Annotated in this window: 19 protein-coding genes; 1 reads left to right on the top strand and 18 read right to left on the bottom strand. The window is 52.1% G+C overall.

Annotated elements, in window-relative coordinates:
• Positions 1-28: 28 nt before the first annotated feature.
• From R8377_RS04640 to R8377_RS04670, 7 genes are all read right to left on the bottom strand, one after another.
• Positions 29-1,018: an ABC transporter permease gene (locus tag R8377_RS04640; RefSeq protein WP_317643710.1), complete on the bottom strand. Its 990-nt coding sequence runs from the start codon at positions 1,016-1,018 to the stop codon at positions 29-31.
• A gap of 23 nt (positions 1,019-1,041) precedes the next feature.
• Positions 1,042-1,968 (bottom strand): ABC transporter permease, encoded by a 927-nt coding sequence (locus R8377_RS04645; protein WP_317642330.1) that lies wholly within the window; start codon positions 1,966-1,968, stop codon positions 1,042-1,044.
• A gap of 195 nt (positions 1,969-2,163) precedes the next feature.
• On the bottom strand, positions 2,164-3,828 hold the full coding sequence (locus R8377_RS04650; protein ID WP_317642331.1) for a peptide ABC transporter substrate-binding protein: 1,665 nt from the start codon (positions 3,826-3,828) through the stop codon (positions 2,164-2,166).
• 182 nt (positions 3,829-4,010) lie between these two features.
• The gene (locus tag R8377_RS04655) at positions 4,011-5,684 is read right to left on the bottom strand and encodes a peptide ABC transporter substrate-binding protein (RefSeq protein ID WP_317642332.1); all 1,674 of its coding nucleotides are present in this window, start codon (positions 5,682-5,684) and stop codon (positions 4,011-4,013) included.
• Between the two features lie 127 nt (positions 5,685-5,811).
• Positions 5,812-7,464 (bottom strand): peptide ABC transporter substrate-binding protein, encoded by a 1,653-nt coding sequence (locus tag R8377_RS04660; RefSeq protein WP_317642333.1) that lies wholly within the window; start codon positions 7,462-7,464, stop codon positions 5,812-5,814.
• Between the two features lie 493 nt (positions 7,465-7,957).
• A complete protein-coding gene (locus R8377_RS04665) occupies positions 7,958-9,619 on the bottom strand; it encodes a peptide ABC transporter substrate-binding protein (protein WP_317642334.1) in 1,662 nt (553 codons plus the stop codon).
• Positions 9,620-9,828: 209 nt separating this feature from the next.
• Positions 9,829-10,827 carry a tyrosine recombinase XerC gene (locus tag R8377_RS04670; RefSeq protein WP_317642335.1) on the bottom strand — a complete coding sequence of 333 codons (999 nt, stop codon included), beginning with the start codon at positions 10,825-10,827 and terminating at the stop codon, positions 9,829-9,831.
• Between the two features lie 86 nt (positions 10,828-10,913).
• On the opposite strand from R8377_RS04670, the gene R8377_RS04675 reads away from it, so the two are divergent.
• The gene (locus R8377_RS04675; protein WP_317642336.1) at positions 10,914-11,168 is read left to right on the top strand and encodes a DUF6725 family protein; all 255 of its coding nucleotides are present in this window, start codon (positions 10,914-10,916) and stop codon (positions 11,166-11,168) included.
• Positions 11,169-11,220: 52 nt separating this feature from the next.
• Here R8377_RS04675 and R8377_RS04680 read toward each other — a convergent pair whose 3' ends face one another.
• From R8377_RS04680 to infC, 11 genes are all read right to left on the bottom strand, one after another.
• Positions 11,221-12,276, bottom strand: coding sequence for a prephenate dehydrogenase (locus tag R8377_RS04680; protein WP_317643712.1), 1,056 nt, complete (start codon positions 12,274-12,276; stop codon positions 11,221-11,223).
• 23 nt (positions 12,277-12,299) lie between these two features.
• The gene (locus R8377_RS04685; RefSeq protein ID WP_317642337.1) at positions 12,300-13,313 is read right to left on the bottom strand and encodes a prephenate dehydratase domain-containing protein; all 1,014 of its coding nucleotides are present in this window, start codon (positions 13,311-13,313) and stop codon (positions 12,300-12,302) included.
• On the bottom strand, positions 13,310-13,777 hold the full coding sequence (locus R8377_RS04690; protein ID WP_317642338.1) for an alcohol dehydrogenase: 468 nt from the start codon (positions 13,775-13,777) through the stop codon (positions 13,310-13,312). The genes R8377_RS04685 and R8377_RS04690 overlap by 4 nt, the downstream gene beginning before the upstream one ends.
• Positions 13,778-13,927: 150 nt before the next feature.
• Positions 13,928-15,853 (bottom strand): translational GTPase TypA, encoded by a 1,926-nt coding sequence (gene typA / locus R8377_RS04695; RefSeq protein ID WP_317643713.1) that lies wholly within the window; start codon positions 15,851-15,853, stop codon positions 13,928-13,930.
• A 98-nt stretch (positions 15,854-15,951) separates the two neighbouring features.
• Entirely contained in the window at positions 15,952-16,626 is a 675-nt protein-coding gene (gene scpB, locus R8377_RS04700) for an SMC-Scp complex subunit ScpB (RefSeq protein ID WP_317642339.1), read from the bottom strand.
• The gene (locus tag R8377_RS04705; protein ID WP_317642340.1) at positions 16,623-17,432 is read right to left on the bottom strand and encodes a segregation and condensation protein A; all 810 of its coding nucleotides are present in this window, start codon (positions 17,430-17,432) and stop codon (positions 16,623-16,625) included. The genes scpB and R8377_RS04705 overlap by 4 nt, the downstream gene beginning before the upstream one ends.
• Positions 17,429-18,268 carry a ParA family protein gene (locus R8377_RS04710; RefSeq protein ID WP_317642341.1) on the bottom strand — a complete coding sequence of 280 codons (840 nt, stop codon included), beginning with the start codon at positions 18,266-18,268 and terminating at the stop codon, positions 17,429-17,431. The genes R8377_RS04705 and R8377_RS04710 overlap by 4 nt, the downstream gene beginning before the upstream one ends.
• A gap of 161 nt (positions 18,269-18,429) precedes the next feature.
• Positions 18,430-19,356 carry a site-specific tyrosine recombinase XerD gene (gene xerD, locus R8377_RS04715; protein WP_317642342.1) on the bottom strand — a complete coding sequence of 309 codons (927 nt, stop codon included), beginning with the start codon at positions 19,354-19,356 and terminating at the stop codon, positions 18,430-18,432.
• 101 nt (positions 19,357-19,457) lie between these two features.
• Positions 19,458-19,841: a 50S ribosomal protein L20 gene (rplT, locus tag R8377_RS04720; protein WP_317642343.1), complete on the bottom strand. Its 384-nt coding sequence runs from the start codon at positions 19,839-19,841 to the stop codon at positions 19,458-19,460.
• Between the two features lie 69 nt (positions 19,842-19,910).
• On the bottom strand, positions 19,911-20,105 hold the full coding sequence (gene rpmI, locus R8377_RS04725; RefSeq protein ID WP_317642344.1) for a 50S ribosomal protein L35: 195 nt from the start codon (positions 20,103-20,105) through the stop codon (positions 19,911-19,913).
• Complete coding sequence (gene infC / locus R8377_RS04730) at positions 20,086-20,832, bottom strand: translation initiation factor IF-3 (protein WP_317643714.1); 747 nt, start codon at positions 20,830-20,832, stop codon at positions 20,086-20,088. Before infC ends, rpmI begins: the two co-directional genes overlap by 20 nt.
• Positions 20,833-20,999: the final 167 nt, after the last annotated feature.

Consider the following 20,999-nt stretch of genomic DNA (forward strand, 5'->3'; position numbering starts at 1 on the left):
GTTTGTTCACTCATGCTGTTCTCCCCACTCACGCCGTACGAGTCTTTGGATCGAGGGCATCCTTCACTGCATCACCCATCATGATGAAGGCCAACACGGTGATTGCCAGAGCTGCCGACGGGTAGAAGAGTACGGACGGATTAGTCCTCAATAGATTCTGGGCTGTAGAAATATCGCCACCCCAGGAGACAACGGACGAAGGCAAACCAATACCGAGGAAGGAAAGGGTTGCCTCAGAGACGATGTAGGAGCCCAAAGACATGGTCGCCATCACGATGACGGGTGCCAATGAGTTTGGAATGATGTGCCTGAACAGATTGCGCATGGGCGAAGAACCCAGAGCAGTCGAGGCAGTATTAAACTCAAGGTTCTTGGCTTCCAAAACCGCGCTTCGGGTAATACGAGCCATGTTGACCCAACCGAAAAGAGTCAGGGTAAACACAATCTTCCAGATGGACGTTGAAGTACGGAACATCTGCAAGAGCACGATGGCGCCCAAGAGCATAGGAATAGCGAAGAAGATGTCGGTTACACGACTCAAAATCGCATCAATCCAGCGGCCAAAGAAACCAGCGATTGCACCAATCAGTCCACCGAGTAATGTCACCAAAATAGTAGTCAATACGCCAATAGATACCGAGGTACGCGCACCGTATACTACTCGTGAATACACATCGCAGCCCTGGAGATCATAACCGAATGGGTGAGCTCCACTCCCGCTTTCCAGCGAATGCTCCAGATTGCAAGCCACAGGATCCTGCTTAGTAAACAGGGATGGGAACAAGGCCACGATAATAACGAAAACCACCAAGATAGCCGACAGAATAAAAATCGGATTCTTGCGCAGAGTCTTCCAAGCGTCGGCCCACATGCTCGTAGCAGGAGCCTCTTCATCGATGGAATCGACGTCGTGCAAAGGAGTTTTGTCTAAGGGTGCAACGAAGCGCTCCTGCCCAGGTAATGGATCTGGGAAGAAGACGTCGGCATTGGATTCAGCGGAACCGCTGTTCATAGTCATGTCTGTCATCAATCCTTCACCCCTCACGCGTACCGAATGCGTGGATCGAGTACCGCATAGAGCAAGTCGACTACCAAGCTGCAGACCACGAAGATCATCACCATGATGGTTACAATGGAGACCACTAGAGTACCCTCACCTCGCAGAATGGCTTGATACAGAGTATTGCCTACGCCCTGAATGTTGAAGATACGCTCGGTAATCATAGCGCCGCCCATGAGGCCGCCGATATCGGCACCCAAATAGGTCACCACTGGAATCAGGGAGTTACGCAAAATGTGGCGAACGGTAACCTGGAAGTTACTCATACCCTTTGCACGAGCTGTACGAACGTAGTCCTCAGAAATATTGGTTGAAATCTCAGTTCGGGTTAGCCGAATAATTGAAGCCATAGAAACCGAGCCCAGCACGATAGCAGGCATCAGTAGATCCATAAACCCGGGTTGCGCTCCAGCAGTGGCTGGCAAAATATGCCATTTAACACCAAACAGATACTGGAGGATGAAGCCGGTGACGAAGGTAGGCACAGAGATGAGCAGGAGGGAGATGATCAGAATAATCTGATCACTCCACTTACCCTTAGTCAAACCAGCAACGATGCCAAAGAGAATACCGAAGATACCCTCAAATACGAACGCCATCAGAGCCAAGCGAATCGTAACAGGGAAAGCCCTGCCGATAACGCTAATGACCGGCTGACCGGCAAAAGTATTGCCAAAGTTCAAAGTCAGCGCGTTCTTCAGGAAGAGGAAGTACTGGACGAAGAACGGCTTGTCTAAGTTGTATTCCGATCGTATCTGAGCGGCTACGGCTTGGTTGACCGGCTTATCTCCGAACATTGCGGCAACAGGGTCGCCTGGCAATGCGAAAACTAGCGCGTAAATCAACAGAGTCGTACCGAGAACAACAGGAATCATCTGCAGAATTCGTCGCAGAAGATATTTGCCCATCGGCTTTTTCTCCTTTGCAATTCGCAGGCAGGATATGCGTGTTTCTTCCGCCCGCACAAAAACACTGTTAGCAGTCTACCAGCAGCACCCAACCAAAACGGTTACAAATGCTTCAAACTGCTGGTTGGTGCAGTTTGAAGCCAACGTCTAGTGGTGGTCTTAGGCCGCAGATCGCTGCGGCCTAAGACCACAGTTTTACTTAGTTAAGTCCCAATAAACTGGGGTGCCCTTCCAAGTAAATGCAAACCCATGGATGTTCTTTGCAGCCACACCCTTGGCATTGCCGTAATACAGAGGAAGAGTTGGCAAATCCTTGAATAAGATCTCCTCGGCCTGCTGATAAATCTTATTCGCAGAGTCGGTGCTCTTAGCTGCTGCTGCCTTTTCGAGCAGAGCATCAATCTCGGGATTCTTGTAATCGCCGTGATTAGAACCATGACCATCTGCAGCAGCAGAAGAGAACTTGGGCTTCAAATAGTTCTCGGGTGAGGGATAATCAGGCTGCCAACCGGTACGGAAAGCGGTGTTGTTAGCCGCAAACGTACGCTTGCTGATATTGCCATTAAACTCGCTGAAGGTTGGGATAGGAGTACCCGCTGCTTCAATACCGAGCGTGTTCTTGATGGAGTTGGACAAAGCATCGTAGACATCTTTGTGACCGCCATCGGCGTTGTAAGCCATCTTGAAGGATTCGTCTTCACCCCAAGGACTAATCTTGTTGGCCTGTTCCCACAATTCCTTGGCCTTCTTGGGGTTGTACTTCAAGACATCAGAACCCTTAAGATCCTTAGAATAACCAGGAATCGTAGGAGCAATGAAATCAGTTGCAGGCTTGCCTGTACCGCCAAGCACCTTATCGACTAGCTGCTTGCGGTCGAACGACATGGAGATGGCCTGACGACGCAGCTTGCCTTCTTGATCCTCGCCGAAGTGCTTAATCGTCGTGGGGATGGTGATGAAGTGGAAAGCTGCACCTGGTTCAGACTTTGCCTGTACCGTTGAGTCAGTCATAAAGGTCTTCAAAGCCGAGGTAGGAATGCCGTCAGATACGTCTAGGTTGCCGGACTGCACATCTGCATATGCAGAGGCAGGATCAGAGTAAACCCTGAACTCCAAACCACCATTCTTAACCTTAATTTCGCCCTTGTAATCGGGATTCTTGACCAGCTTAATGGCCTTGTTGTGCTCCCAAGATTCGAACTTGTATGGTCCTACCGAGACAGGGTTCTCGCCAAAGGCCTTGGTGTCCTTATAGAACATTTCTGGCAGCGGAGCATACGAGGTATACCCAACCAAGATGGGGAAGGTCGAAGAAGGAGCGTTCAAATCCACACTGAAGGTCTTATCGTCGATGACCTTTAAGCCCGAAAGCTGCGCATCTGGATCAACACCCTGCTTTTGCAGTTCGTCAAAGCCCTTAATGGGGTTGAAGAAGCTGGAGCTCAACTGAGCATTGCTGGAGTTAGCACCCCAAGACCAAGCGCGAGTGAAGGACTTGGCAGTAACGGGAGTACCATCGGTAAACTTCCAGCCGTCCTTAATCGTAATCTTGTACTGAGTCATGTCAGCATTAGGCTTGATTTCTTTGGCAATCTCATTGATAGCACGGCCCTTTTCATCGAAACGAACCAGCTTCGAGAACAACATGTCGAGGGGGTTGCCACCACCAACCTCATTGGTATTGCTAGGAATCAGAGGCTTGGAAGGCTCCGAGCCGAAGACACTAATAATCGCGTTGGTAGAGCCGTCCGACTCGACCTTCTTATCCGCATCGCTGCTAGTATTTCCACAGCCACTGAGCACCATAGCAAAGGAGCAAGCTGAGGCTACTAAGAGCGCTATACGTGAGTTCTTGTTCATAAGCGTAACTTTTCTAAGAGTATCTACGGGGGGGGGGTGCAACATGATCCCTGCTGCAAGATACGCCGGGAAGAGATTTTTGATCTGTTCCCCAGTATCAACTCAATGAGAGGTTCTACCTCTATTGAAGATCATAGGGTGGGGGCCAAGAGCAAAATTCTCAACCCCCTAGTACCTCAACCTTACTTGGTGAGGTCAGGATAGGAAGGTGTGCCCTTCCAGGTGAAGGAGAAGCCCTGCACGCTCTTACCAGCAGCGCCCTTGGCATTGGAATAGTAGAGAGGGATGACAGGAAGATCTTCAAGCAGAATTTCTTCAGCTTCCTGGAAGATTTTGTTGGCCTCGTCAGTGGTCTTGGCGCCAGAGCCCTTAGTTACGAGTGCATCGAACTTGGGGTTCTTGTAGTCGCCATCGTTAGAACCATTACCGTCAGCGGCGCCCGAGGTGTACAAAGGCTGCAAGTAGTTTTCTGGCGATGGGTAATCGGGCTGCCAACCGGAGCGGAAGGCAGAGTCCGTGAACTTACGGCTACTCACGTTGTTACGGAACTCCTTGAAGGTCGGTAGAGGATTGCCCTCGGCCTTGATACCCAGAGAGTTCTTAATGGAGTTAGCGAAAGCGTCGTAGATGTCCTTATGTCCACCGTCGGCGTTGTAAGCCATCTTGAAGACATCAGCCTCGGTCCAAGGGCTAATCTTGTTAGCTTCTTCCCAGAGCTGCTTGGCCTTCTTGGGGTTGTACTTTAAGACATCAGAACCCTTGAGGTCCTTAGAATAACCAGGAATCGTAGGAGCAATGAAATCGGTAGCGGGCTTGCTGGTGTTGGCCAGAACCTTGTCGATGACTTGGTTGCGGTCTACAGCCATAGAGATAGCCTGACGACGCAACTTACCTTCTTGGTCCTCACCGAAGTGCTTCATGTAAGTAGGAATAGTAAAGTTCTGGAAGACAGAGCCGGGCTTGTTGATAGCCTGAATAGTCTGGTCGCTTTGGAAGGTCTTGATAGCTGAGGAAGGAATCGTATCCAGCACATCCAAGTTGCCTGCTTGTACATCTGCGAATGCAGGCTCAGTATCGGTGTAAGCGCGGAACTCAATGCCACCATTCTTGACCTTGACTCCACCCTTGTATTCAGGGTTCTTAACCAGCTTAATGGCCTTGTTATGTTCCCAAGACTGAAGCTTGTACGGACCATTGGAAATCGGCTTCTCGCCGAAAGCCTTGGTGTCCTTGTAGAAGGCTTCAGGCAGTGGCGCAAAAGCAGTAATGCCTACCTGAATGGGGAAGGTTGAGGAAGGATCAGTCAGATCGACAGTAAAGGTGTGATCGTCGACAACCTTGAGACCAGAGAGTTCTGCATCGGCAGCAACACCCTTAGTCTGAAGCTCATCGAAGCCCTTGATGTTGCCGTAGAAGCTCGAAGCCAACTGAGCGTTGTTGATATTGGCTCCCCAAGACCATGCCTTAGTGAAGGACTTAGCAGTCACAGGTGTGCCATCGCTGAACTTCCAGCCATCCTTGATAGTGATCTTGTACTGCGTCATGTCGGCATTGGGCTTGATGTCCTTAGCGACTTCGTTGACAACCTTACCGTCAACGTCGTAACGAACCAGCTCTGCAAACATCAAATCCAGAGGATTGCCGCCGCCAGTTTCAATGGTATCGCTAGGAATTAAAGGCTTGGCTGGCTCAGCACCGAAGACACTCATAATAGCGTCGGTTGTTGATGCATTCTTAGCATCGCTTGAGGGCTTACTCGAATCATTTGAGTCGCCCGCTCCACCGCAGCCGCTGAGCACGAGAGCCAGCGAGCATGCGGAAGCAGCTACAAGCGAAAACATTGAAGATTTCTTCATCTTGCTCTTCTTCCTCTATGAGGTACTACATGTTCTTGCTGCTGGCGAAAGTGGAGGTTACCACTTTCTAAGCTGGTAGTTGGAGAACTTCTGCTCCCCAACTACCAGCACCCCGTCTAGTACCGAATCATTTTGTTAATTCTTCGTAGACAGGTAAGTTCTTCCAATTCATAGTAAACCCGCCGACATTTTTCGCTGCTGCGCCCTTAGCATTGGCGTAGTAAAGCGGAACTGACGGCAAGTCGCCCAGTAAGATTTGTTCAGCTTGCTGGTAGACCTTGTTGGCTTCGTCCACGCTTTTGGCTTGGGCTGCCTTGGTCAACATGGCATCAAACTGGGGGTTCTTGTAATCGCCATCGTTGGAACCATTGCCATCAGCAGCCGAGGAGGCGTACAGAGGCTTGAGGTAGTTTTCAGGCGAAGGATAATCAGGCTGCCAAGAGGAGCGCAGGGCGGAATCGCGATACTTGCGCTGACCGACGTTATTGCGGAACTCAGAGAAGGTAGGTACAGGCGTTCCTTCAGCCTTGATACCTAGTGTGTTCTTGATGGAGTTAGCAATAGCGTCGTAAGAGTCTTTGGCACCGCCGTCGGAGTTGTAAGCAAGCTTAAAGGTCTGTTCAGCAGGCCAAGGTGAAATAGCGTCTGCCTGTGCCCACAGCTCCTTAGCTTTCTTAGGGTTGTATTTCAGGTTATCGCTGCCCTTGAGGTTCTTGGAGTAACCAGGAATCGTTGGAGCAGTGAAGTCGGTAGGTTGCATAGCCAATCCGCCCAATACCTTGTCGATAATCTGCTTACGATCAATCGACATGGAGATAGCTTGACGGCGAAGCTTGCCTTCTTCGTCCATCTTGAAGTGGTCCATGAAGCCGGGAATGGTAAAGCTCTGAATGACTGCACCAGGCTCATTGTATGCCTGTACGGTGGCATCGGACTGGAAGGTCCTCTGAGCCGAAGTCGGAACGGAATCGATAACATCAAGGTTACCAGCCTGTACGTCAGCAAAACCAGCGTCCAAATCAGAGTAGGTTCGGAACTCAAGGCCACCGTTCTTTACTACTGCTGTACCCTTGTAGTCTTTATTCTTGACCAACTTGATGGACTTATTGTGTTCCCAAGACTTAAAGTTGTACGGCCCCACAGTGACCGGGTTCTCGCCGTATGCCTTAGTGTCCTTGTAGAAGACCTCGGGCATTGGAGCATAGGCAGTGTAGCCAATGAGAATGGGGAAGGTCGATGAGGGTGATTTCAGATCGACGGTGAAGGTGTGGTCGTCGATAACTTTGAGACCAGAAAGTTGCGCATCACTAGCAACTCCGGGCTTCTGAATCTCGTCGTAACCCTGAATATTGTCGAAGAAAGAAGCGTCGAGCTGGGCGTTACTCACGTTTGCGCCCCAAGACCATGCCTTCGTGAAGGAGGAAGCGGTGACGGGAGTACCGTCTGAGAACTTCCAGCCGCTCTTGATGGTGACCTTGTACTGAGTCATATCTGCATTGGGCTTAATCTCTTGAGCAATCTCGTTGTGAGCCTTGCCGCTCTTGTCGAAGCGCACCAATTTAGAGAACATCATGTCAAGCGGGTTTCCACCGCAAGACTCACCAGTATTGCTGGGAATCAAGGGCTTGGCCGGTTCGCATCCATAGACAGAGATAATGGCATCAGCACTTGAGGCCCCGGAATTTGCATCCTGGCCGGTACTGCCACCGCAAGCAGAAAGCGCTAAAGCTAGCGCACATGCTGATGCTGCAACTATGGTGAGCTTCGGGCTCTTCTTCATACTGTGAATCTTCTCCTTGAGTACGCATCTTCTACGTTGTGCGCCGAAGATGGAAACTTTGGCTAGCTTTCTTGTATAAGGTTTGCTTATACGAAAAATGCTAATGCACCTATTGTCTTACGTAAATGTTTCGTGCGCAAAACATGTTTTAAGCACTCTAACAGACATGGAAACTCGTTAGCAAACCGCCAGTAATCGTGCCGATGCTTCCAAGCAATATAGGTTGTCAATAGTGAGGCTTTGTAAGGTCTTACTAGGCACAGATCCCAATCTTTGTAAACAAGAGACAGCGTATAAAAGGACTGACAGAAGTGGTACACTCTCAGTTTTTAATTGTTACGGGGAAGTTACTGGAGCAAACAGTTTCAGCTCATAGCTAGCCCGAAAACAAAGAGTGTGGGCTGTCTCCACTGTCTGGAAATAGCCCACAGTTTGACTAATGCGTATTACTGCGCCCACCACCGGGGAGTGAAGCAACACGCTCTGTATGTAATTACTTGCTAGTTACACTTGCCATCCAATAGACGGGGTAGGTCTGCCAACTCATCTTGAAGTCCTTAACCTGTTTGGAAGCAACGCCTGTGCGATTGAGGTAGTAGAGAGGAATGCCGGGACAATCTCTAAGTAGTATCCCTTGAGCCTTGGCATACAGACCGTTTTCTTCCTCGGCGTTAGCGGCTTTCGCTGCCTGCTTAATCAGATTGTCGAACTCAGGATTCTTATAATCAGTGTCGTTAGCACCCTTACCGTCGGCAGATTCTGAAGCATAAATCGGCTGTAGATAGTTTTCTACTGATGGATAATCAGGAGTCCAACCAGCATGGAAGGCACCGGTCATCTTACGAGCAGTGATGTTTTGACGATACTCTTGGAAGGTTGGAACAGGTACATCTTCCGTATTAATGCCAAGGTTGCTCTTCACCATGTTTGCTACAGCTTTGTAAACGGACTTGTAGCTTGATTCATCGGCATTGTAACTGAAGGTTAGCTTGTAGTCGCTAGGAATAGTCGAGATCTTGTTGGCCTTTTCCCACAGCTCCTTAGCCTTCTTGGGATTGTAGGTAATATTCTCCTTGTTTTCCAAATCGGTAGTGTAGCCAGGAATAGTTGGTGCAGAATATGCGGCAGCAGGTGAAGCAGTGTTGTTTAGAACCTTCTTGCAAATGGACTCGCGGTCAATAGACATGGAGATAGCCTGACGACGCAGGATGCCTTCTTCATCTTCCTTGAAGTGTTCGAGGCTCGAGGGGAGAGCGACAGCAGCAATACTAGAACCAGGCTTGTTGTAGGACTGAACATCGCTTTCAGTGGTGAAAGTCTTACTAGCCGAAGCTGGAACATTTTCCATCAAGTCAAGATTGCCAGCCTGAATATCTGCATAAGCAGCATCAGAAGAGGTGTATATCTTGAACGTTATACCGCCGTTGCGAGGCTTGAACTGCCCCTTGTAGTCGGGATTCTTTACCAACGAGATGGACTTGTTGTGTTCCCAAGACTGGAACTTATATGGACCATTGCTCACTGGGTGCTCGCCGAAGGCCTTGGGATCCTTATAGAAAGATTCGGGCAGCGGGTCGAAAGCATCATAGCCAACCTTGATGGGGAACACGGAGTCTGGCTGAATCAAATCTACGGTAAACGTCTGATCGTCAATCACTTTCAAACCGCTCAGCTGAGCATCAGACTTTACACTTGTGTCTTGCAGCTCCTGATAGCCCTTAATAAGCGAGAAGAAGCTAGCGCCCAATTGGCCGTTAGCCGCGTTTGCAGTATAGCTCCACGCCTTTGTAAAGGAAGAAGCAGTGACTGGAGTGCCATCCGTGAATTTCCAACCCTGCTTGAGCTTAATGGTGAACTGGCTCTTATCAGCATTTGGCGTCAAAGATTCAGCGACCTCATTGACCGATTCACCGTCTGGAGTTACACCAACCAGACCGGAGAACATCATAGATACAGGCCTGCCGCCGCCACGCTCGTTCGTATTTCCAGGAACCAGCGAGTTCTGCGGCTCTGTATCGAAAGCTGTAATAATTGCGTTTGGGTCACTCTTAGAAGATGAGTCAGCCCCATCGGCCGCTCCCCCGCAAGCACTCAAAGATAAGGCCACAATGCAAGCTGCGGCGGTGATAGTTATCTTTTGTTTTGTATTGTGCACGAATACAATCCCCTTCTTCAATGTACCGATATAGTCACAACCGGTGTCCCAATACCGATTTCGAGGTCAACAGAGGTACACATCTGCAACTTCGTTAGAGGACATACTATGCACTCATCGTTACACAATGTTCAAAAGTGTCCACGTGGTGGACACTTTTATAACTCACCAGCTTCTTACCACTACCGGCAGCGGTCCGTACCTTCCCTTTAGGCTCGGGGAAAGGCCAGATCGTAGCGCTGGCGAAGTTGTTCAATGGAAACGTGGGTGTAACGCTGAGTAGTGCGCAGAGAAGAATGCCCCAGCATTTCCTGCACCTCGCGCAGGTCTGCTCCCCCATCAAGTAAGTGAGTTGCAGCAGAATGACGCAAGGCGTGAGGTGAAATAGAAGGCAAATCTGCTTCCTGAGCCAGTTCGTGAACAACTTGACGAACCTGCCGCTGGCCAATTCTGCGCCCTTGGAGCCCTAAAAAGAGCGCAGACTCACTACTCGCAGATCCAGCCGCATTATTATGGTCAGCTAGAACAGGGCGTCCTTGAGATAGCCAGACCTCGATTGCTTTACAAGCCGGCAGGCCAAAAGGCACCACTCGTTCTTTAGATCCCTTACCCATCACCCGCACCGTACGCTCGCTCATAGTGAGATCGCCTAAGTCCAAGCCCGTAAGCTCGGCAACACGCATGCCAGTGGCGTACAGCAGCTCAAGCATGGCCCGATTGCGTACCTCTACAGCCTGCTGGCGGACCGTGCGCTTGATGCGTGGCTCTTGTGCTTGCTGCACATCAGGATTGCACTCTCCCCCATCTACATTTTGCATCTGTTCAGTGTCGTCCTGCGCTCGTTTCATCAGTTCGCCTGCCTGCTCATGGCTTAAAACCTGCGGCAAATGCTCAGGAATGCGCGGAGTGGCCAAAATCGCAGCTGGATTGTGGTCAAGAAGCTGTCTATCTTCTAAGAAAGCGAAGAACTGACGAATTGCAACCGTCTTGCGGGCCATCGTGGAGCGGGAATGATTGCGCATCTCGTGAGCCATCCACGAACGCAATGTCTCTATTGTTACAGCGTCCAAATCAGTGAATCCCCTCAACTCCATTAAGTGAAGGAACTCGTCTACGTCAATCCGGTACGCTTTAACAGTATTAGCACTCAAACCTTGCACCCGACTCATGTGCTGGCAAAATGAGTCGAGCTCATCATCAAAGCGCATCGAAACCTCCTTGGGGTTTACCTTCATTCTAAACTGAAAGGGGCGAATCTGCATGGCTGTGAGCACAAACAGGTATAGTAAGGGCCATGAAACTGCCTCAGCAAATGCCCCAGGGAGCCAGAATTGTAGTCCGCGTACAAGCTGGCATAGACCAGCAAGACGGGCGTATGAAATATTCGGATTATATAGGGCACGTCAAGAGTTGGAACGGTGAAATTCTGCAACTCACCCGAGATCCCGCAGCCAATGGGACGCGACCTGCACAAGAGGTAAGCATCCCAGCAGCTAGCATAGTTTCGCTAAAACCTATTCCAGAGCGGCGCTATCCTTTCGGACGTTAAGATGGCAGCCACAAATAGGGTGTATAAAACGCGAGCCTAAAGGTAAGTATTATTACCAGCTCAGTGCAGGCAACACTTGAGCTTCATGGGTGGTCAGAAAACGCACAATCTGCTGGCCTCGGCGGGCTGAGTCTGCCAACTCCTGTTGCCAGTTTTCATCGCTTAACGACAGCGACTCCAATTCGGGCATGCGCGCGCAAGTTTGCCGCTCGTTCTGGGCCGTCTTGTAATTTCTAAAAGGTTGCGCGGAGGCAAAGAAAGCAGCCAGTTCTTGGCTGGATTCACTCGCCTGCGTAAGGCTCACACCGTTTTCTAAATCACCTGCAATGCGCTCTAGCTTTGTTGAAAGTTGACGAAGCAGAGCAGCTACATTACTGGAGTCTTCCACGACCATAGCCTGGGTGCGTTTAGGATCGGTAAGCGACACGCGGGTCATATCCCGCCAGGAACCAGCTGAGAGCGCGGCAGCTACTTGGCGCTCCGGGGAAGCAGCAAGCAAGGAAGCCAGAGCGGTCGCAACTACGTGAGGCATGTGCGAGATTAGCGCAGCACAACGGTCATGTATTGCGTCGTCGACGCAAATCAGCCGGTTACCAGCGCCTTGAGTGACCATATCGGCCACTGTTAGAAAGCGGCTCATATCGCTGTGCTCATCTACGCTTAAGGCCCAGAGCGCGTCTGCAAAAAGCTCGGGGTCGGCAGCTGCGAATCCAGAACGCTCGTTGCCGGTCATGGGATGGGCACCAATGTATTGACTCCCCAATCCGGCAGCAACTACTTGCTCTCGAACCTGCCCTTTTACGCTACCGACATCGGTCAGAGTGGTGGCCTTGGGTAAGACCGGGCTTAAACGCTCTAGCATGACAGGCATGGCTGCTAAGGGTGTGGCTAGAATCAAGACGTCGGGCTTGCCCTGAGCTAGCTCCTCCAGCGTGTCGACAGTGTGAATTCCCTTGGCTTGGGCAGATTCATAAGGTTTGGAATTGTGGTTCCACCCTATGACATAGCGACCGCGCTGCACCAGGCGCTCGGCCAAGGAACCTCCGATAAGACCTAAACCAGCAATTCCGATTTTATGGGCCGACGTTAAAATCGGAGATGGGGCCATCCCGGGCAGGGGATGCATGTTGTCTACCACAATAATTCCTCCCGTATTACTGCTACCGACTCAGCCGTCTGCGCTAGGTCTAAGCGCTCTACTCCGCCGGTTGGGAGCATACACTGGTCTACTGGCGGATTGGGACGAATAGTGCGCGGGCATACAGCAAGCGTTTTTAGCCACACATCGTGCCTAGTTAAGTCTTCCATTAAAGACCGTAATTGAGGCTCCCAAGGAGCCGCGTCGAGGCTGACCACAAACGAATACGTGCCATCATAGCCTTTAATTGGCCGAGACATGAAGGATGTCATATTCAGACCAGCGTCTCGCACTTGGTCGAGCACATTGGCCAACACGCCCGGGCCTGTTTGGAACGGAATCAGAGCCAGAATAGATTCAAAAGCGGAAACTTGATCTCCGCTATGCCCGCTAGCCTGTTCGCAAGCCTGAGCTAAATCGGCTACCTGGGCGCGCGGGGCTAAGAGCACAAAGTCTGTGTGGGCACCCTTATAATCTTGAACGGCCTGGGCATAGGTTTCCAAACCGTAGAGAGAGCCGCAAATACGAGGCCCTAAACCAATCTGATGAGGCGCTAAATCACGGCAAGCGGCCGCATTTGAAGAGGCAGGCTCCGGATGCAGACCATGCTCCCCCACGAACGTTTTGCACTGTGCTAAACCATGTGGGTGAGCGCTTACCTGGGTGAGATTGTCATGATGAGGCAAGACAAACGCGTCAAAGACGATGTCAAGGCTAATCTTAGCGAAACCGGCAGTATAGCGAGCGTTGATAAGTGCGTCCATATTGGGAACGACTGTGCCTTCGACGTTGTTTTCCCACGCCAGAATGCCCAGGCCGTGGCCGGCTTCCACTTCGCTGACGATAGAGGCAGCTTGATCCAGAGCTACAAGCGAGCAGGCCTGCCCAGTTGCGCGACCGATAAGATTGCTGGCTTCGAGAGCTGACTGGTGAGTAAAACTGCCTTCAGGGCCCAAGTAGTAAAGATTACGAGCTTGTGCTGACGATCGTTGAGCACTAATGGTCATGCTGGTTCACTCTCAGTCGTGAGTGCTGCTTGGGCAGGAGCTGCTTGCAGAGGTTCGCTGCTATGGTCTGCAAACCAGCGTGCCGGGAACAGCAGTAGGAGCACTTGCAGCAGAAGAGCGCCAAACATCCATATGGAGCCTGCATTACGGTCGAAGAGAGTAGTAAAAGCGGGGCTAGCGATGGGAATCAGCACGTCGCCTCCGGGTCCATAGCCCATGAACAGCCAAATGATGCCGCAGGCGCCTATGATGTGTAAACCACTACCGATGATGCCAGCAACTAAGCGGGCCCACCAAGAGCTGGAGAGCAAGAGCACGAAAGCAATAATAAGACCATAGGGCACTGGCATGGTAGCTCCCATCCGGTGAGAGAGAGTGCCGATAAGCCCTGACAGGGCACCGACTACCAAGGATGCAAAGTAGCTCCAAGGCTTCATCGATAAGGCTATGCGCTGTGTACTCATGCTTCCAGAATATCCCTATGCTTCAACCTCACAGCCGAGGTTTGGCCCATCATATACTAAAACAGCCGCTCCTCAGGCACTTAGCTGGAACTAAGAACGAGCGAAACGGCTGCTTCACACTAGATGCTCACCACAAGCGAGCAATCACACTTACTTCTTGTTTTGGTTGGCCCTACGCTGGCGAGAGTTCCACTTGTACCACTCATTGCGGTCCAAGATAATCTTGCGCAAGCGAATGGACTCAGGAGTGACCTCAACGCATTCATCTTCGTTGGCGAAGTCCAAGGACTCTTCCAAGCTCATCTGGATGGGAGGAGTCAGCGTCTCCAAGACATCTGCCGTAGCGGAACGCATGTTGGTCATGTGCTTCTCGAGGGTGACGTTGATGTCGAGGTCGCCGGGCTTGTTTGTCACACCCACGACCTGGCCCTCATAGACAGGAGACTGAGGAGTAACGAAGAAGTTACCGCGAGCCTGAAGCTTCTGCATGGCGTAAGGGCTTGCCTTACCAGCGCGGTCGGCCACCATAGAGCCGTTCTGGCGGGTGGAAATCTCGCCGGCCCAAGGAGCGTAACCTGCCGAGATCGACGAAGAGATGCCGGTGCCACGAGTAGCAGAAAGCAGAGCGGTACGGAAGCCAATGAGACCGCGAGAAGGCACGGTGAACTGCATGCGTACCCAGCCGGAACCGTGGTTGCTCATGGAGTCCATACGGCCCTTACGCTCAGCCATCAGCTGAGTAACAGCGCCCATGTACTCTTCGGGCACGTCGATAGTGTCATTCTCCATAGGCTCATTGAGCTTGCCGTCGATAGTCTGGGTAACCACCTGAGGGCGGCCCACAGTCAGCTCATAGCCTTCACGGCGCATCTGCTCAGCCAAGATAGCCAGAGCGAGCTCGCCGCGGCCCTGAACCTCCCAAGCGTCAGGACGCTCGGTGGGGATGACCTTGATGGAGACGTTACCAATGAGCTCGCGGTCAAGGCGATCCTTGAGCATGCGGGCAGTCAGCTTGTGATCCTTACCCTCAGTGCCGACCAGCGGGGAATCGTTGGTGCCGAAGGTCATGGAGATAGCAGGTGCGTCGACGTGAATCAAAGGCAGGGGCTGAGGATTTTCAGGATCGACAATAGTCTCGCCAATCATGATGTCGTCGACACCAGCCACAGCTACGATGTCGCCGGGGCCAGCTTCTTCATCGGGCACACGATCCAAACCTTGCGTGCGCAAAATCTCAGTCAGCTTGAAGCGCTCAACGCTGCCGTCGGTACGAGACAGACCATACTGAGCACCCTTCTTGAGGGTTCCGTTGTAGATACGAACCAAACCCAAACGGCCCAAGTAATCAGAAGCGTCGATGTTGGTAACGTGAGCCTGAAGGGGTGCACCCTCCTCGTATTCGGGAGCGGGAATGTTTTTGAGCATGGCCTCAAAGAGGGGCTCAAGATTGTCGTTATCGGGCTCAGATCCGTCGGCAGGCTGGTTAGCCGAAGCCTTACCGGCCTTAGCAGCGCAGTAAATAACTGGCAGATCGAGCAGGGCATCCAAGTCGAGGTCAACGCCTTCCTCACTCACATCTTGAGCCAAGCCCAAGAGGAGGTCGGTGGATTCAGAGACCACTTCGGAAATACGAGCATCGGGGCGATCGGTCTTGTTGACGCACAAAATCACCGGCAGCTTGGCTTCCAGGGCCTTACGCAGCACGAAACGGGTCTGAGGCAGCGGACCTTCGGAAGCGTCTACTAGGAGCACCACACCGTCAACCATGGAGATACCGCGCTCCACTTCGCCACCGAAATCGGCGTGGCCGGGAGTATCAACAACGTTGATGGTGATGCCATCAGACTGACCAAGCTCAGCAGCTACAGGACCGCTGTACTTGATGGCCGTGTTTTTGGCCAGAATCGTAATGCCCTTCTCGCGTTCCAAATCATTGGAGTCCATCACACGATCAGGCACTTCCTCACGCTCGGAGAAGACATGCGACTGCTGCAGCATGGCATTCACCAGGGTCGTTTTACCGTGATCCACGTGTGCCACGATTGCTACATTACGAATATCTCCACGTACCGCCATCAAAACCTCATTCTTCATTGCTGCTCAACTCTTGGCAGACAAACCTTCACCATGATACTTGCGAGAGTTGACAGAAACTGCTCACTCTCGCCCTCAAACTAGTTTTCAGCCTCGCTCGCCTCAGAAATTAAGGGACTCGGGACTGCCGGATGCTGCGCCATCTCCTGCACAGCGGATGCTTCTTCGGGCAAGAATGGTGCCAGAGAAGGGAGCTGGTCAACCGAGTCGATGCCCATCTTCTCCAAGAACAGAGCAGTCGTAACCAAAAGAGCTGCGCGCGTCTCAGGATCGACCCCCTCCTCTCGAATCAGGCCGCGGACCAGCAGGGAGCGCATCACACCATCAGAATTAACGCCGCGAATACCGGCCACTTGCGCGCGGGTGATGGGCTGACGGTAGGCCACAATAGCTAGAGCCTCCAAAGCAGCTTGGCTCAAACGAGCGCTTTGCCCATCGGTAAGAGAGGCAGCAACTACCTCTTGGTAGGCAGGATTGCTGGTATAGAGCCAACCACGAACCGACTTGCGCAGGCAATAGCCGTGACCTTCGCTCTCGATACGCTCAGCAAGAGCATTCAGGCATGCTTCAACCTCAGCAGGATCGACCCCAAGAATGCGACCCAAATCTTCGCCCGGTTGGGGCTGTTCGGCAGCCATCAGCACTGCTTCCAGGCAAGCCGGCAATCCCCCAGGAAAGTCTTCAACACTATAGTTAACCGCCTGCGTGAGTTCTTCTTGCTCTTGCACTGGCAGCGCTTCTTGAGTCTGGCTCATGCGAAATCCCCTTCACTCATGCGTAGGCTCTCATCGTTGTCGTCTTTCCCAATCCAGCGCAAATACAAGGGGGCATAGGGCCCCTCCTGCTTATATTGGACATCTTGCTGGCGGAAGAGTACCAATACTGCCAAAAATCGGGCAACAACTTCCATACGAGTGCGCGCATCGCCAATAATCTCAGCAAAAGCAACCGGCTTGCCTGACTCGTGAATGAGCCGCTGGCGCACAACAAGTGCCTGCTGTCGCAAATCAACGAGCGGCACGTGGAGCTGAGCCACACTCACCTGACTCGCAGGTGCGTTGGTAATAGCATTGGCTGCTAACTGGGCTAACAGCTCAGCGGTGATGGTCCACTCTAATTCTGGCAGACTCGCAGCCGTATGCTCGTCGATGTGGCCCAAGTGAGGAAAAGCGGCCGCGTTGCGCTCCAACTCTGAGCCGAAGCTCATAGCCGCCTCTTTGAAAGCCTTATACTGCAAAAGACGAGCGAAGAGCAAGTCTCTCTCGCGCAATGCCTCGAGTGTCTGTTCATCTGCTGGAGAATCCGAACGATCTGGTAGTAAAGCCGCACTTTTGGCCTCTACCAAGATAGAAGCAACATCGAGGAAGGAACTGGCCTCTTCCATACTCTTCGAGAGGTCCAAAGCGCGCACGTAGCGCAAAAACTCCTCAGTAATCGTACCGAGGGAAATTTGGGTCAATTCCAAGCGTCGGTTGGCGAGCATGCCCAGCAAGGCATCGAATGGGCCTTGGTAGACATCTAAGTCGACTGAGAAGGCGCTGACGCTCTCCTGGGCACTCACGCCACTATGCCGCGCGCAATCAGTTCGCGAGCTACCTCACGGTATTCCTTGGCTGTCTTGTGCTGAGGAGCATACTTGGTAATCGGAGCCCCAGAGACAGTCGCATCAGGCAGCTTGATAGAGCGGGTGATAACCGAGTGGAAGACCTTCTCTTGGAAGGCCTCGTAGATGCGCTGTAGAACTTCGTCGGAGTGCAAGGTGCGGGTATACATGGTGACCAACACGCCGTAGACCTGCAAATCTGGGTTAATACGGGTGCGCACCTTTTCGATAGACTGCATGAGCAGAGCCACACCACGCAGGGCAAAGAACTCCGCTGCGACAGGAATAATCACACCGTCTGCGGCTGCGAGTGCATTGACTGTTAAGAGACCCAGAGAGGGCTGGCAATCCACAATGATGAGATCGTACTCATTCATGAGGGGCTTAAGCGTCGAAGCGAGCACCTGCTCACGACCCACCTCGGTGACGAGCTGCACTTCGGCTGCCGAGAGGTCGATATTGGCAGGAATCACGTCTAAATCATCGAAACGAGTATGCATGACTACTTCGTGCACATCCATATCGGGATTGAACATGGCTGTATAAATCGTAGATTCTACGTTGTTGGCATTGATGCCTAAACCTACAGTCGCGGCTCCCTGCGGGTCGAAATCTACAATGAGCACCCGTCGGCCGTAGGTACTGAGAGCACCACCGATGTTAATAGAGCTGGTCGTTTTACCGACACCGCCCTTTTGATTGCACATAGCGATGACACGGGCAGGGCCGTGCTGGCTCAAAGTCTGAGGGGCGTCGAAAGTCTCGTATTCGCGTCCTAATAAATCCGTAGGCATACTCTTACCCTACCAACATCCATATATGAGGGCCAAGTTGGACTCTAGCTGCCGCAGATTACCTAGCCTTCAGGTCCAATGCAACCCCTCTTACGATTCGTGTACCATTCTAGTATATTCGCACCTCCCACCACAGCAACAACTATCTAGGATTAAGTACATCACCTGGCTCGAGGATGGGCCGTTTGATAGGCCTCGATTAAACGCTGCGGGCTCACGTGCGTATATATCTGAGTGGTGGTCACAGAGGCATGTCCTAAGAGTTCTTGCACGGTGCGCACGTCCGCTCCCCCAGCAATCAAATGGGTTGCAAACGAGTGTCGCAGAGTGTGCGGGTGAACCGGGTGTGTAATGCCTGCACGCTCGGCTGCAGTTTGCACTACTAACCACACTGATTGTCTTGAAAGTCGCTTACCTCTCTTATTCAAAAAGAGAGCACTCATTTCGACTTCTTTCTTCGCTTGCCTCTGAAGGCTAGGCCTGCCGAGGTTGAGGTAAGCTTGCAAGGCTCGCAGGGCATAAGAACCAACCGGAACTAAGCGCTGCTTTGAGCCCTTGCCCATGAGACGAGCCAAGCCTTGGTCTAAGTCGACATCTTCCACATTTGCAGCCACCGCCTCTGAGACTCGACAGCCTGTGGCATACATGAATTCCAAAAGAGCCCTATCTCGCAAAGACACCGGATCAGTGCTCTCCCCCGGTGCAGCAGCCGCTAACAACTGGGATACCTCTTCGATTGAGAGTACATCTGGTAAGCGAGATGCACCCTTGGGAGCTTTGACCGATTGGGAAACATCTGAATCCAGTAGCCTTTGCTCAAGTGCAAAACGGTGGAGTTCGTGGACTGCCGCTAACCTGCGGGCCTTACTCGCTGCTGATTCATCTTCCAAAGAAGCAACAAAATCTTCGACATCTTGCTTGCTGACCTGGTCTAGGGAAGCAATCCCGCGCTGGCTCAGCCAGTCGGTATAGAGCTTGAGATCGGATTGGTAGGCGCTGACAGTCGCGCTCGCTAAGCCACGTTCCACACCCGTGTGGACGATAAACTGCTCCACTAGGGGCTCAAAAGCTGTGGGATCTGTGCTCATACTTGCAGTCTAATAGGCTGACCATACTATACAAAAAGACCCCGCACTAGGCAGGGTCTTTTTAAGCAACAGCAGCCAAACTTGGCTACTATCAGACAAACTCAGGCAGCAAGCGGAGCGTTCACATCGGCAGGCAGAGCCTTCTTGGCTTCCTCAACGATGGAGTTGAAAGTCTCGATGTCGGAAACAGCCAACTCAGCCAGTGCGCGACGGTCGAGCTCAATGCCGGCCAGACGCAGACCCTGGATGAAGCGGTTGTAAGTGATGCCCTGTGCGCGGCAGGCAGCGTTAATACGCTGAATCCACAGCTTACGGAAATCACCCTTGCGAGCCTTGCGGTCGCGGTAGTTGTAGTTAAAGGAGTGTAGGAGCTGTTCCTTGGCCTTACGGTAGAGACGCGAACGCTGACCACGGTAGCCAGAAGCCCTCTCTAGTACGACCCTGCGCTTCTTGTGGGCGTTCACTGCCCTCTTGACACGTGCCATTTGAAATTCCTCAGCTTTCTAAAAAATCTTGCAGACGTAACCAGTTGATGGTGCAACAAACCAAAAGGCTTACTTGCTCAGCATCTTCTTGATGTTCTTGGCCTGGCTTGGTGCGAGCACTGCATCACGCGAGAGGGCGCGACGCTTGCGAGCCGACTTGTGCTCAAGATTGTGGCGCATGCTGGTTCCAGCCTGCATGAGCTTGCCCGAGCCGGTGACACGGACGCGCTTAGAAGCGGCTGAATTACTTTTCATCTTCGGCATTGCTGCCCTCCTTGGATATTGTCTTCTTCGTGGAAGTCTTTGCTACGGCAGGCTCAGCGTCGATGCGTTCAACTTCGCGCTGCGCCTCCTGCTCGGCTTCAAGCTTGACGCTCTCGCCTTCCTGCTTAGCTGCAAGACGAGCGGCCTGACGCGCTTGACGCTCAGCACGGGCCTGGTCGCCACGACGGCGCTGCTCGGACTGTGTTTGTACTTTCTTGCCCTTAGGAGCGAGCGTCATAATAATATTGCGCCCTTCCTGCTTAGGAGCAAACTCAACACTGCCCAATTCAGCGACTTCATCTGCCAGTCGACGCAAGAGTTCAACACCGCCGATTGGGCGGTACTGCTCGCGACCACGCAGCATGATGGTGACCTTGACCTTGTCTCCAGAGTTCAAGAAGCGCTCAACATGCCCCTTCTTGACCTGGAAGTCATGCTCGTCAATCTTTAAGCGGAATCGGATTTCCTTAATTTCAGCCGTCGTTTGATTACGACGGGCTTGGCGAGCTTTGACCTTTTCGGTGTACTTAAACTTACCGTAATCGATGAGCTTGGCCACTGGGGGCTTCGCCTGGGCAGCCACCTCAACTAGGTCGAGGCTAGCTTCCTTAGCCAGGTTAAGGGCCACTGACGTAGCAATAATCCCCACCTGTTCACCGTTCGGACCGATCAGACGTACCTGTGGGGTGCGTATCTCGTCGTTAATCCGTGGTTCGTCGCTAATGATGACTCCTTCTTATACTTCGTGTATGCGAAGCTTCCGAAGGTCAGACTAGCCTACTGACGCAAGCTAGAGCCGCAATAAACTCACGCTTACCGCTGGCCAGCAGAATCTAATACACACTCTGCTCTGTACAACCCGAAGCCATAAGAGGCTTCCAGGTGGGAAGTTCC

It is taken from the genome of Bombiscardovia apis, from assembly GCF_033095945.1.
In the GTDB taxonomy this organism is placed as follows: Bacteria; Actinomycetota; Actinomycetes; order Actinomycetales; family Bifidobacteriaceae; genus Bombiscardovia; species Bombiscardovia apis.